Origin of the sequence: Synechococcus sp. Cruz CV12-2-Slac-r, assembly GCF_024346075.1 — a bacterium.
Lineage (GTDB): Bacteria > Cyanobacteriota > Cyanobacteriia > PCC-6307 > Cyanobiaceae > Synechococcus_D.
On sequence record NZ_JAGQEK010000005.1, the window covers coordinates 23919 to 36557 of the forward strand.

Sequence of the window (12639 nt, forward strand, 5' to 3'; positions counted from 1 at the left end):
TACGGTCTGGTTTTGTTTTAACCATGGATAAAGGGCATTTTGGCTTGATCGGTCTTGGCGTGATGGGGGAAAACCTCGTTTTAAACGCTGAGCGCAACGGCTTTTCCAGCGTTGTCTACAACCGCACAGCTCAAAAAACCGATGAATTTTTGGCTGGCAGGGGCGCTGGAAAGCAGATCAGCGGTGCTTATTCCCTTCAAGAATTTGTAGACAAGCTTGAACGTCCCCGGCGGATCTTGATGATGATCAAGGCTGGCCAACCGATAGACGACACAATAGCCAGCATTTCCCCTTACCTAGAGGAGGGTGATCTTCTCATCGATGGCGGTAACTCTCTTTACACCGATACCGAACGGCGTGTCGCGGAGCTGGAAAGCAAGAGCTTTGGTTACATCGGAATGGGTGTTTCTGGGGGAGCTAAAGGCGCTCTAGAAGGGCCAAGCATGATGCCTGGTGGCACCAAATCTTCTTACGACGCCATCGAAAGCCTCGTTACCAAAATGGCGGCCCAGGTGGAAGATGGCCCCTGTGTCACCTACATCGGCCCAGGTGGTTCCGGTCATTTTGTTAAGACTGTCCACAACGGAATTGAGTACGGCATTGAGCAAATTCTTGCTGAGGCCTACGACTTGATGAAGAGGGTGGGGGGCATGAACGGCACCCAGATGGCAGATGTGCTCGGCAAGTGGAACAGCACTGAAGAGCTCTCTTCCTACTTAGTTGAAATTACAGAGGTTTGTCTTCGCACCAAAGATCCAGAAGATGGCGCTGATCTGGTGGAGAAAATCATGGACCAGGCCGGCCAAAAGGGCACCGGTTTATGGACGGTGGTGAGCGCCTTACAAATGGGCGCCCCAGTGCCAACCATTTACGCCTCATTAAACGCCCGTGTGATGAGTTCTCTCAAGCCCCAACGGGTTGCTGCTGAGTCGATTCTCAAGGGCCCCGCCATCAAGCCCTTCTCGATGGGTAGCCCCGAGGATTCAATGGCACCGTTAATGGACGCCGTTGTTCTCGCCTGTATGGCGAGCTATGCCCAAGGCATGGAACTCATGCGTATTGCCTCAGAGGAGCACAACTACAACCTGCATATGCCTTCCATTGCTCAGATTTGGAAAGGCGGTTGCATAATTCGCGCAAAACTGCTGAAACGCATCCAAAACGCGTTTAACAAAGACCCTCAACTCTGCAACTTACTTGTAGATCCCTGGTTTGCTGAGCAGGTTAATAATCGATTAGCTGGCCTAGCTCAAATAGTGGCCGGAGCAGCTGAGGCTGGGATCCCAGTGCCATGCCTAAGCAGCACCCTTGATTACATTAATAGTTATCGCAGCGGCCGTTTGCCTCAGAATTTGGTGCAAGCAATGCGTGACTGTTTCGGTTCCCATACCTATCAAAGAGTTGATAAGGACGGGGCTCATCACACCGAGTGGCTTTAGTGTCTGTTTATCAATTAAGCAGGGTTGCTAATCGCACTGAATTAGCGCAACTTGCCGCTGAGCGAATTGCAGCCTGTATTAACAACACGCTTCAACAGCGTGAGCGGGTGCAGATTTCCCTCTCTGGCGGCAGCACCCCGGAAGCCGCTTACAAACTCTTGGGCCAGCTGACGCTGGCCTGGGATCGCATCGATTTTTTTCTGGGGGATGAGCGCTGGGTTGCCACCGATGATCTCCTCAGTAATGCCCGAATGGTGCGATCGAGTTTGCTTGCGAATCCCAACAGTTCAAAAGCCTCTTTTTATGCCGTACCCACAAACGCCAGCAGCCTTGAAATAGGAGTTGAAGCCTATGAACGCAGCCTTGAGCAAATATGCAACAGCAGCCCACCTGTATTTGACTTGGTGTTATTAGGCCTCGGTGATGACGGACACACCGCATCACTATTCCCTGGAACCGCAGCCACGTTGGTACGCGATCGCTGGGTAACGGTGGGGGAAGGCAAAGGAATTCCAAGGATTACTTTCACTGTGCCAGTGCTATGCGCAGCCCGTGAAGTGATGTTTTTGGTGGCAGGAGCAGGCAAAAAAGTTGCTCTGCAACGATTGCTAGATCCCCTAGAAGATCCTGTTCGTACCCCTGCAAAATTGGTAGACACTGCATCAACCATCTCTGTTTTAGCTGATACTGAGGCCTGTGCCGGGTTGGCCTGAACTAATGGCGATGCTGATTGCAGCGGGGGACGGCTTTGCTGGCTGGAGCAGCCTTAACGACACTGTTATGGGGGGAAGAAGCAGTGGATCGTGCAGCATTGATTCCCAGGGTTTGGTAATGCAAGCTCTTGTGGTAACTGAAGGTGGTGGCTTTGTTAGCTGCCGCTCCCCCCGTTATCAACCGCCTTTAAATCTCAGTGCTGCCTCAGCCCTAGAGCTAGTACTTGAAGGAGATGGCAGACGCTACAAATTGGCGATAGCTCCGGCAGACCTAGCTGGCAAATTGGCGGATTTTTTACCCGGTGGTTTGCGGTGGGTTCGCGATTTTGATACAAATTCAGCTGGTATTACCCGCGTTCGAATTCCCTTTTCTGAATTACAGCCAACTCTGCGGGCAAATCCAGTGGGATTGCCATTGCGATTTGATCCAAGCCGTATTGCGCAGATACAAATTTTGCATTCTCGTTTTGCTGAGGATGGCAGCGAAAACAAAGGTTTTCGGCCAGGGCCTTTAAAGCTTGTTTTGCAAAAATTGGAGGCCCTTCCCTAATGGCACCGGCTTGGTTGCCGGCAACAAACCAATTAGAGGAACAAGCCCACTTGCTCCAGAAAATTAGCCAATGCGCTGATCACTCAAAGCCTGGGTTATTGCATGGAGCAATTCTTTTAGAAGCTGAAGCTGATAGTTGGTTAGTTCGACTAGAAGCGCGTGATAAGACAGGTTTCAGGCTAGAGGCTGAGGATCTTGAACTTGAAATCTATGGTTCAGCTCAAAATCCCTCGATCCAAATTGGCTGGCTTCTTGATTCAGATCAACCATTGCTTTGGCTTGGCCGCCATCCGGTATGGATGGATCCCAATACCGGCCTGCAGCTCGAACGCCCGGAAGCAGGAATCAACCTGGAAACCTTAGGCAGACGGCTGCGCACTTTGCTTATTCAGGGCTGATCAGTTACAGCTCCCTTGCTGCTGCAACCAACTTGGCGGGCATATTTACCTAAAACTCCAGTGCGATAGCGGGGTACTGGTGGAATCCAAGCTTCTCGGCGAAGCTTAATTTCAGCTTCATCCACGTTTAATTGCACCAATAATTTATGAGCATCCACTGTGATGCTGTCTCCTTCATGCACCAATGCAATCGTTCCGCCAACGGCCGCTTCTGGAGCAACATGGCCCACCACCATTCCATAGGTACCACCTGAAAATCTTCCATCAGTTATCAATGCAACCTGATCACCTAAGCCTTGGCCGATAATCGCCGAGGTTGGCGAGAGCATTTCTCGCATTCCAGGCCCCCCTACTGGCCCCTCGTAGCGGATTAGCAAAACATCACCAGCACGAATTGCACCACTCAGAATTGCTTCAAGGCAATCTTCTTCACATTCAAAAACCCGCGCAGGGCCCGTGAGGCATGGATTTTTTACGCCCGATATTTTCGCAACACAACCTTCACTGGCCAAATTTCCTTTTAGAACTGCTAGATGACCCTTTTCATAAAGGGGATTAGCCAGGCTCCTAATAACTTCCTGATCTGTTGGTGGTGCCGAGGGAATATTTGCAAGAATTTCATTAAGCGTCTTACCTTCAATCGTGCGGCAATTGCCATGTAACAACCCTGCATCTAGTAGCAATTTCATTACCTGCGGAATCCCGCCTGCAGCGTGCAAATCAGTTGTTACGAATCGTCCACTAGGTTTTAGATCGCAGATAACAGGAACTCGCTGACGGATTGTTTCAAAATCATCAATACAAAGTGGAATATTGGCGCTGCGGGCAATAGCGAGTAGGTGCAGAACCGCATTAGTGGATCCGCCAATTGCCATAATCACACTTATCGCATTTTCAAAGGCTTCGCGGGTTAATAGATCGCTGGGGCGAATATTATTTTCAATTGCAAGAACCAGCACCTCCGCAGATCTGGCCGCGCTATCTGCTTTCTCCTGGTCTTCAGCAGCCATTGTTGAGCTTGAAGGCAGACTAAAACCCATCGCCTCGATGGCAGAACTCATTGTATTGGCTGTAAACATTCCGCCGCAACTACCAGCACCTGGACATGCATTTTTTTCAACTGCGAGCAATTGCTCAGCATCAATTTTATTAGCTGTAAATTGCCCTACAGCTTCAAATGCGCTCACAACAGTTAGATCGCATCCACCAAGTTTGCCGGGTTTAATTGTTCCGCCATACACAAAGATAGCTGGAATGTTCATGCGAGCCATCGCTAGCATTGCCCCAGGCATATTCTTATCGCAACCGCCAACTGCAATTACTCCATCCATTGATTGTGCATTACATGCTGTTTCAATCGCGTCTGCAATCACCTCTCTCGATACAAGCGAATACTTCATCCCTTCTGTGCCCATTGAGATGCCATCACTCACAGTGATAGTGCCGAACATCTGAGGCATTGCACCAGCAATGAAAGCTGCCTGTTCAGCCCTCTTCGCTAAATCATTAAGGCCGATATTGCAAGGGGTAATGGTGCTGTATCCATTGGCAATACCAACAATCGGCTTATTAAAATCAGCATCACCAAATCCAACAGCTCGCAACATTGCCCGATTGGGGCTGCGTTGGATTCCCTGGGTAACTGCACTGGAGCGAAGGTTTTTCATAACTGGATAAATATCTCGCTAATTATCTCAGTTGCTCCCCTCAGGGCTGAGGTTTTCCAGCTGGCGACGCACTTCGTCTATGGCCAAATTTAAACGCTGCACCCGTTCCTCAAGGCTTTCTGAGGCCACAGGGATCACGGCAGTGATTGGTTTAACCGATCCCATAGTTAACGAACTCAGGCGTTTCACTTGCTTGCTAAGGGCCATACGACGCTCTGCCCTTGACAGAAGCCACCAGGTAAGGCCAGCAGCACCTAGGGCTGCACCAGTAAAAGCGCTAAGCAAGAGGGAACTGGAGCTGTTCGACTGATCGGCCATAAATGGGCCTAATTCTGTTTTCAGCCTAGGAAATCATCTGATGCTGTGCCATAAAGCCTATGGGCTGCATCACCAATCCCAGGCAAAATATTTTGATTTTGATCTAAATCAGCATCAATGCAGGCTGTGTAGATGCTCAGATTAGGAAATAAATCGGCCAGGCGTTTGAGGCCCGGGGCTGAGGCAACGGCGCAAATAACCCTCAATCTTTGATCCCTAACGCCTTTTTGATCAAGGGCGCTTAGCACCTTGATCAAACTGGAGCCTGTGGCAATAGCGCCGCTATAAACAATTGCGCCAACTCGATCACCAATTCGATTTGGCAATCTATTCAAATAGATTTGGTCCTCTTCATCCCCAGAGGATTTCGAAATACCCACATGGGCAATCCTGGCATTTGGCAACACTTCCTGTCCGCCTAACCAAAGCCCTAAACCCGCCCTGATTATGGGCACCACAAGTAAAGCAGCAGAAGCATCAATTACCTCAGCTTCAACTAAACCAGCTGTTGTTTGAATTTGAATTTTTTGTTGTGGCAACCAATCTCTAATTGCCTCGTAGCTAAGCCAGCGACCAAGCTCCTTCATCGCCGAAGCAAATAGCGGAGTTGGTGTATTCGGATCTCGCAGCACGGTTAGCCAGTGGGCCACCAGCGGATGGGGAGGAACGATCACCCGCAAAGACATGCTGCTGACTTAACTTGTTCCTGCCAGCTTACGAGTTGTAATGAGATTAGCTAAAGCCTTGGTTTCTGGGTTACTTGTTCTTGTTCTTTTGTTCTCTCCCAGCCCGGCCCTTGCTATGACAGCGCCTGAGTTGCGCGGCGCAAAATCTTTACAAGATCTCAGCCCTGATATGCACGGAAAAGATCTGCAGCAAAAAGAATTTCTTAAGGCAGATTTAAAAGGTTTTGATTTTTCGAATGCTGATCTAAGGGGAGCTGTATTCAACGGGAGCCAGTTGCAAGGCACAAATTTGCAGGGGGCAGATATGCGAGATGTAGTTGGATTTGCAAGTGGTTTCCAGGGATCTGATCTACGTCAGGCCCGCCTTGATCGCAGCATGCTGCTCCAAAGTCATTTTCGCGATGCACTCATTGAGGGAGCTGATTTTTCAGAAGCCGTGTTGGATCAACCTGAGCAAAAGGCTCTTTGCGCAAGGGCAGCAGGTACAAATCTCCTCTCGGGAGTTAGCACAACTGAAAGTTTGGGTTGCGCTTAAAAATGCGGTGATAGGGTTCAGCTTCGGTTCCTTGGAGATCAGCCCAGGGAGGTAACGGGGAAAGTTCGGTGAAAAGCCGGCACTGTCCCGCAGCTGTAAGAGGTTTGGCTATGCCTTATCTCAAGTCAGAACGCCCGCCGAATCACCCTTCATCCCCGGCGCGGACCGGCTTTTCTGGATGCTTAAAGATTTATTTGTTAAGCCTGTCGCTGCCAAGCGAGTCATTTCTGCGTTAGCCGTTTGTGTGTTGCTGCCTTTCTGCGTTGCAACTCCAGCGCTCGCCCATCATGTGATGGAAGCATTTCCGATGAAGCCAAGCCCGTTTACAGGGCTTCTTAGCGGTTTGCTGCATCCTGCCCTTGGCGTTGACCATCTACTTTTTCTTATGGCGATTGGCCTTGTGGGGCTGCGTCAACAGTTCCGATGGGTTATTGGCTTGTTAGCAATTGGATTGATCGGGGCGCTCCTCGGTTTGGCCTGGCCAAACAGCCTGCCTGGAGCTGAGGCCTGGATCGGTATTTCACTCGCTATAGAAGCATTGGTGTTGCTGGATCGCTTACCCAAAACACTTTTGCTACCTGCCATTGGCTTGCATGGTTTTGTTCTAAGCGCTTCTGTATTGGGTTGGGAGCCAACTCCGGTAATTTTTTATCTGTTTGGTTTACTTATAAGCCAGGGATTATTACTTTGGATATCATTAAAACTGGTAAAAAATCTTTGGTCTAATTGGGGTTCAGCTGCGAAATTAAGAATTTTTAGTGGCATCTTGTTTGGCATCGGCAGCAGCCTTATTTGGTCAACATTGGTGCCATAGGCATGGATAAAACGCAGCAGCGCCGCATACCCGTAACGGTTATTACTGGATTTCTTGGCGCCGGTAAAACCACATTGCTGAGGTATTTGCTCAGGCAAACAAAACAACGCCTTGCGGTTGTAGTTAATGAATTTGGTGAGGTTGGTATCGATGCTGCTTTGATCAAGGGTTGCGCAAGCTGCGATGGTGAACCAGCCCCAGTGATCGAGCTAGCAAATGGCTGCCTTTGCTGCACAGTTCAGGACGACTTCTTACCCACCATTGAAAAGTTACTGGCCAATCCAGAACCCCTTGATGGGATTGTGATTGAAACTAGTGGTCTCGCACTACCGGAGCCCCTCCTCCAAGCCTTTCAATGGCCTCAGATTAAACATCGAACGCTGGTGAATGGCGTAATTACGGTGGTAGACGGAGAAGCCCTTGCTGCAGGTTCAGTTCTTGGCGATCTGGAGGCGGTAGAGCAGCAGAGGATCAATGATCCAAGCCTTGATCACCAAGATTCAATTGAAGATCTATTTAAAGAGCAATTAGAACAAGCTGATCTTGTTTTGATCTCCCGGGCAGATCTTTTGAGCCCCGATGCACTGCAACGCGCTAAGGATTACCTCGCTGCGCAATTGCAAATTGTTCAACCCCAAAAGCAGGCTCCTTGTCTAGCGATTGCGAATGGTGAAATATCTGCAGATCTATTGCTTGGCTTGATGCGGCCTTCCTTGCCAGTTGAAGAGGAAGAACATAGCCACAGCCATCCTGAACTTCTTGCTGATTCGCTAAGTATGCAGGGGCTGTGGAATCGCGATGGATTAGAGCAAATCTTGCTGGAAACAGCAATAAATCCAATGGATTTACTGCGATTAAAAGGACGAATTCCGATAAATGGGAAGGCTTTACCTTTGCAGGTTCAAGCTGTGGGGAGGAGGTTGAACATGTGGTTTGAAGCAGATGGGCTTCGGGCAGATCAACTGGAACTGGTTTTAATTGGCGGCAATCCAAATAGCAGCCTGCTTAGATCAAGCCTGGAGGAGCTCGAGGTTAAAAATTGAATACCCCAACAGCCCCAAATGGCAGCCTCAACTGCGAGGATCCCCATACACGCAATGTTTCAGTGCTGCGTTTCGTTGCTCGGGTTCAGGTGCAGCTGCGCCCCTCGGTTCTAGATCCTGCTGGCGAGGCTACGAAAGCAGCAGCAAATCGTCTTGGAATTTCCGGTTTACAAAAACTTCGCATTGGTAAAGCAATAGAGCTGGAATTAGAGGCAGCAAACCGAGAGGAAGCCATGGCATCAGTTGAATTACTTAGTGATCGACTCTTGGCAAATCCGGTAATTGAAAATTGGTCTGTAGTGCTGGAGCAAATGGAATGACAATTGGAATTGTTGTTTTCCCTGGTTCCAATTGCGATCGCGATTTAGCCTGGGCATTAGAAGGCATATTAAACATTCCTACACGATTTCTCTGGCACGAAAATACAAGTATTGACGGAGTAAAAGGAATAATTTTGCCTGGTGGATTCAGTTATGGCGACTATCTAAGATGCGGTGCTTTGGCAAGTTTTGCTCCGCTCTTAAATGAGGTGAAGGATTTCGCAGATACTGGCGGACCGGTATTAGGGATATGCAATGGTTTTCAAATTCTTACTGAATTAGGCCTTTTGCCCGGTGCGTTAACTAAAAATCAGAATTTACATTTTATATGTGAGCCATGTGAACTTTTAGTGAACGAGGCTAGTAATACATTCCTGAATGGCTATGCTAAGAACGAGTTGATAAATCTTCCAATTGCCCATGGGGAGGGGAAATATCATTGCGATTTGGATACTTTTGATGACCTACAGCAAAATAACCAAATAGCACTTAGTTATAGTAATAATCCAAATGGTTCACTTGCAGATATAGCTGGAATATGCAATAAAAAAGGCAATGTTCTTGGTTTGATGCCACACCCTGAGAGAGCCTGCGACCCGATCTTGGGTGGAATCGATGGTCAAAGATTATTAAAAACCTTCATGGGTTGAAGGATCCTAAATTAAACATTAATAAAATCTAGCGGCCATAAGGCCGCTAGATTTGCAAAGCATATTTAAATAATTAAGAGATAGCAGCAAAGAAATCTTTGCTTCCAACCGGATCAGGATTCATTGTGCGATCACCAGGGGTCCAGTTAGCAGGGCAAACCTGATCAGGATTAGCTTGCACATGTTGAAACGCCTGAAGAACTCTGAGGGTTTCTTCTACATTTCTACCTACAGCTAAGTTATTGATTGTGGCATGTTGTACGACACCTTCTGCATCGATAATAAACAGACCACGAACAGCTATGCCAGCATCTTCGTCTAAGACGTTGTACGCCCTGGCAATGTCTTTTTTGAGGTCTGCTACCAGCGGATATGCCAAATCACCAATGCCACCCTCCTTGCGATCAGTTTGTATCCAAGCTAGATGACTAAATTGACTATCTACCGAAACACCCAATACCTCTGTATTTTTGCTGGCAAATTCGGCGTATCGATCAGAAAATGCTGTGATTTCTGTAGGGCAAACAAAGGTGAAATCAAGGGGATAGAAAAATAGAACTACGTATTTACCGCGGTAGTTGGAGAGGCTGATTTCCTTAAATTCCTGATCCACCACTGCCGTAGCAGTAAAATCTGGGGCCTGCTGGCCAACTCTGAGGCTTCCGTTGGTCATGGTATGAGCTGATGAGTAAAGGGTTTTAACTAAAGCGGACAAACTCCGCATTAGCGGCCTAATAAAGCTACCACTATTTACTGCAGCTTGTGAACTAAAGTTTGTCTACAAAAGACGAGTTAATTGATGGGCTGGGATCCCGCGCTGATGCGCAAATACAACAATACCGGGCATTTTCGTCTCCTGAATCAGCTGCGCAGCGAACTTAAAGCACACCCGATTCAAAGAGAAACGAAGCAAGTCGCAGAGGTATTCAGCACTCCGCAAACAAACACCCGTGAGATACGTTCGCGTGAGATACAGCCTCAGGCCTATGCAGGAGGTAGAAGCAGACGTTCAACAAGCTCAGATAACATCTCAAATAAAGACTATTCAAAAGAACAGAATTCATCTTCTAGCTTTCGCGACAGATTAAATGCTATTGAAATGAGGTAAGCAGTTAATGCTAAATCGAAATGGCTCGAGGGAGACTTGAACTCCCGACCCCGGGGTTATGAATCCCGTGCTCTAACCAGCTGAGCTACCGAGCCCTGGTTTCAAGTGAGCATAGTGGATGGTAAGACCCTACCTTTGCGGAAGATACGCAACCGGGTTCACAGCACCAGACCTGGCAGGAATAATTTCAAAATGAAGGTGCGGGCCAGTGCTGCGTCCGGTGCTGCCCATCAAGGCTATAGGAGTTCCTTGAGCAATATTCATGCCTTTGCTTACTAATAGCCTGCTGTTGTGGGCGTAACGCGTAAGGGTGCCGTCATTATGGGAAACCTCAACTAGATAACCGTAGCCGCCGTCGTTCCAACCGGAACTTACAACTACACCATCAGCAACCGAATGAATTGGTGTTCCAACACTATTTGCGATGTCAATTCCCCTGTGCATGCGGCCCCAGCGCCAGCCGTAGCCAGAAGTAAGTGTGCCGGCTGCTGGCCACACATAACTGGTAAAAGATCTTTGGCTAGGTTGATTTCCGAAATCAGGCAGACCAGGCCAACTAAGTCCACCACTGGAACCAGGTGTGATTGCAAGGGTATTACGAGCGCGTAATGGTTGAAATAATTTAATTGGAGTGTCGACAGCTAAGCGAGTAATTGGATTAAGCCCAGGATTTAAACGTGTAAGTTCTTTTAGGGGAACTTCATATCTACTTGCAATTTTAGCTAAATTATCACCAACTTTTGCAAAAATAGAGCGATTCGGCTGAGTTCGTCGAATTTCTGAATCATCTAGGGCAACAACAAAGCGAATAGTATTAATTGATTTCGCAGGGATTGCAACCCACTCATTATTCGAGAATTTACGATTAATATCACAATCATTTAGATCTGCAAGATAATCAGAAGGGATATCCAGCTGATTTGAAAGCTGCTCCAAGGTAATGTCTAAGCGAGTTTTCACATAAACGCTTGAAGATTCAGCGCTTGCTATAAGAACTTGCTTATTAAATTGGCGACTTGAATCAAGATTAACGGGAAGATTTGACTTTGAATAAGACTGACTATCAAGATTAGAGCGACCTGGAAGACCTGCTAATACCACTAATCCTGCAGGAAAACAGATAGTGACGCACGCAAGTAAAGCAGAAGGCTTCATGCAATAAAATCAAAGAATAAGCCGTTGGAGAAGCCAACTCCCAACAACTTCCAAACAATACACTACATACCAGGGGAAATCAAGTGCCCTAAGTTACAGAATTGCCGATAAGTTCAAGGATCACTGTGCTGCAGAGGCTTTTTGATCTGCCTAAGCGCTTCAAAAAGCACCACGGCAACAGCAACCGACAAATTCAAGCTTCTCACGTTTTCGCAAGCTAGCGGCACCCTCAGCAGATGGTCACATGCACTGCGGGGCAGGGGGGGGAGCCCACTAGTTTCGCGGCCAAATAGCAGCCAATCAGAGTCTAAAAAGGGAAAATCAAGATAAGAATCACTGGCATGCCTGCTAAGGCCAATTAATCTGCCGCCTTGCAATTGCTGCTGTTCGTAGAACTGAGTCCAATTGCTATGGCGCCGGAGCTGAACGAAGGGCCAGTAATCGAGTCCGGCTCGTTTCAGTGTGCGATCACTAATCTCAAAGCCAAGGGGCTCAACTAGATGCAGCTCAGTTTCCGTAGCAGCGCAGGTGCGAGCTACGTTGCCTGTATTTGGAGGTATTTCGGGTTCAAACAGCACAACCCTTGGCATCACAATGAAATTCCCTGCACGCTTGTTGCAAGCCTATGAAGGGGTAGGGCTTGTCCCATGCAAACAAGCCAGCGTTCATCGCAAACGCCGGCGCAAGCTCTGGTTAGAGCCCCCAAACGATCTCGAAAAGTACCTCCCACAGCAGTGGGGGGCACCACACCCCAACCAACTTCCTCGCTCACTAAAAACACGGGCATAGCTCGGTAAATCAAATTTTTCAGCAGTGCTTGCTGCATCAGCAGCCAATGCTGTTCTGAATACTCCAATCCAGCTGCAACCCAACTGCCAAGCGAATCAATCAGTAACCAGGCTTGTGAATATTTGCTATTAGGTGCTAACAAATCGGGAAGGTAGGAAAATTCAATACCTTCAATCAGAACCCAATGGGAAGGTCTCCTGATTTTGTGTTGTTCTAGCCTTTTCTGCCACTCAGTATCTTGAACATAGAGTTTTCCAGGCGCCACATAACAGATCTGTGCTCCAGCAGACTTACTTTCCAATAGCTGCTCTGCCCATTCACTTTTGCCACTTCTGCTGGCGCCTGTAACAATTATATGTTTAGCCACCACCGTTCATATTGCGCAGCGTGGCTACTGAGGAGGGTGATACACGATTGAGATAACGGAAAATCCAATATTTAAAAATAGTGGCTA

Annotated in this window: 17 protein-coding genes, 1 tRNA gene and 1 riboswitch; of the genes, 9 read left to right on the top strand and 9 right to left on the bottom strand. The window is 48.0% G+C overall.

The window, feature by feature from the left end; translation table 11 throughout:
• Nucleotides 1-23: 23 nt before the first annotated feature.
• Genes gndA through KB557_RS01235 form a run of 4 tightly spaced genes read left to right on the top strand, consistent with a single transcriptional unit; the run spans nt 24 to nt 3100 of the window.
• Nucleotides 24-1439: an NADP-dependent phosphogluconate dehydrogenase gene (gndA, locus tag KB557_RS01220; RefSeq protein ID WP_255130976.1), complete on the top strand. Its 1416-nt coding sequence runs from the start codon at nt 24-26 to the stop codon at nt 1437-1439.
• Nucleotides 1439-2152, top strand: coding sequence for a 6-phosphogluconolactonase (gene pgl, locus KB557_RS01225; RefSeq protein WP_255130977.1), 714 nt, complete (start codon nt 1439-1441; stop codon nt 2150-2152). The genes gndA and pgl overlap by 1 nt, the downstream gene beginning before the upstream one ends.
• 4 nt (nt 2153-2156) lie before the next feature.
• Nucleotides 2157-2702: a CIA30 family protein gene (locus KB557_RS01230; protein ID WP_399218457.1), complete on the top strand. Its 546-nt coding sequence runs from the start codon at nt 2157-2159 to the stop codon at nt 2700-2702.
• Complete coding sequence (locus KB557_RS01235) at nt 2702-3100, top strand: hypothetical protein (RefSeq protein WP_255130978.1); 399 nt, start codon at nt 2702-2704, stop codon at nt 3098-3100. Before KB557_RS01230 ends, KB557_RS01235 begins: the two co-directional genes overlap by 1 nt.
• On the opposite strand, the gene ilvD is transcribed toward KB557_RS01235, so the two are convergent.
• Genes ilvD through upp form a run of 3 tightly spaced genes read right to left on the bottom strand, consistent with a single transcriptional unit; the run spans nt 3091 to nt 5759 of the window.
• Nucleotides 3091-4767: a dihydroxy-acid dehydratase gene (gene ilvD / locus KB557_RS01240; RefSeq protein WP_255130979.1), complete on the bottom strand. Its 1677-nt coding sequence runs from the start codon at nt 4765-4767 to the stop codon at nt 3091-3093. The genes KB557_RS01235 and ilvD overlap by 10 nt on opposite strands.
• 27 nt (nt 4768-4794) lie before the next feature.
• A complete protein-coding gene (locus tag KB557_RS01245; RefSeq protein ID WP_255130981.1) occupies nt 4795-5085 on the bottom strand; it encodes a hypothetical protein in 291 nt (96 codons plus the stop codon).
• Between the two features lie 20 nt (nt 5086-5105).
• On the bottom strand, nt 5106-5759 hold the full coding sequence (gene upp, locus KB557_RS01250) for a uracil phosphoribosyltransferase (protein ID WP_255130982.1): 654 nt from the start codon (nt 5757-5759) through the stop codon (nt 5106-5108).
• A gap of 127 nt (nt 5760-5886) precedes the next feature.
• Here upp and KB557_RS01255 point away from each other — a divergent pair, with 127 nt between their 5' ends.
• From KB557_RS01255 to purQ, 5 genes are all read left to right on the top strand, one after another.
• Nucleotides 5887-6306 carry a pentapeptide repeat-containing protein gene (locus tag KB557_RS01255; protein ID WP_315856176.1) on the top strand — a complete coding sequence of 140 codons (420 nt, stop codon included), beginning with the start codon at nt 5887-5889 and terminating at the stop codon, nt 6304-6306.
• 7 nt (nt 6307-6313) lie between these two features.
• A riboswitch (cobalamin riboswitch) is annotated at nt 6314-6463 on the top strand.
• An 87-nt stretch (nt 6464-6550) separates the two neighbouring features.
• Nucleotides 6551-7120, top strand: a complete 570-nt coding sequence (locus KB557_RS01260) for a HupE/UreJ family protein (protein WP_255130984.1) — start codon at nt 6551-6553, stop codon at nt 7118-7120.
• A 2-nt stretch (nt 7121-7122) separates the two neighbouring features.
• Entirely contained in the window at nt 7123-8163 is a 1041-nt protein-coding gene (locus tag KB557_RS01265; protein WP_255130985.1) for a GTP-binding protein, read from the top strand.
• Nucleotides 8164-8225: 62 nt separating this feature from the next.
• On the top strand, nt 8226-8483 hold the full coding sequence (gene purS / locus KB557_RS01270) for a phosphoribosylformylglycinamidine synthase subunit PurS (protein WP_255130992.1): 258 nt from the start codon (nt 8226-8228) through the stop codon (nt 8481-8483).
• Nucleotides 8480-9133 carry a phosphoribosylformylglycinamidine synthase subunit PurQ gene (gene purQ / locus KB557_RS01275; RefSeq protein WP_255130987.1) on the top strand — a complete coding sequence of 218 codons (654 nt, stop codon included), beginning with the start codon at nt 8480-8482 and terminating at the stop codon, nt 9131-9133. The genes purS and purQ overlap by 4 nt, the downstream gene beginning before the upstream one ends.
• A 73-nt stretch (nt 9134-9206) precedes the next feature.
• On the opposite strand, the gene KB557_RS01280 is transcribed toward purQ, so the two are convergent.
• The 6 genes from KB557_RS01280 to KB557_RS01305 all read right to left on the bottom strand — a co-directional run.
• Complete coding sequence (locus tag KB557_RS01280; RefSeq protein WP_255130993.1) at nt 9207-9806, bottom strand: peroxiredoxin; 600 nt, start codon at nt 9804-9806, stop codon at nt 9207-9209.
• 456 nt (nt 9807-10262) lie between these two features.
• Nucleotides 10263-10336: transfer RNA gene (locus tag KB557_RS01285), tRNA-Met, on the bottom strand.
• 34 nt (nt 10337-10370) lie between these two features.
• The gene (locus tag KB557_RS01290) at nt 10371-11396 is read right to left on the bottom strand and encodes a M23 family metallopeptidase (protein ID WP_255130988.1); all 1026 of its coding nucleotides are present in this window, start codon (nt 11394-11396) and stop codon (nt 10371-10373) included.
• A gap of 113 nt (nt 11397-11509) precedes the next feature.
• A complete protein-coding gene (locus KB557_RS01295; protein ID WP_255130994.1) occupies nt 11510-11986 on the bottom strand; it encodes a tRNA (cytidine(34)-2'-O)-methyltransferase in 477 nt (158 codons plus the stop codon).
• A complete protein-coding gene (locus tag KB557_RS01300) occupies nt 11986-12552 on the bottom strand; it encodes a bifunctional adenosylcobinamide kinase/adenosylcobinamide-phosphate guanylyltransferase (RefSeq protein ID WP_255130989.1) in 567 nt (188 codons plus the stop codon). Before KB557_RS01300 ends, KB557_RS01295 begins: the two co-directional genes overlap by 1 nt.
• Nucleotides 12545-12639, bottom strand: a 95-nt coding sequence (locus KB557_RS01305) for a hypothetical protein (RefSeq protein ID WP_255130995.1), incomplete at its 5' end; no start/stop codon positions are given. The genes KB557_RS01300 and KB557_RS01305, both read right to left, overlap by 8 nt.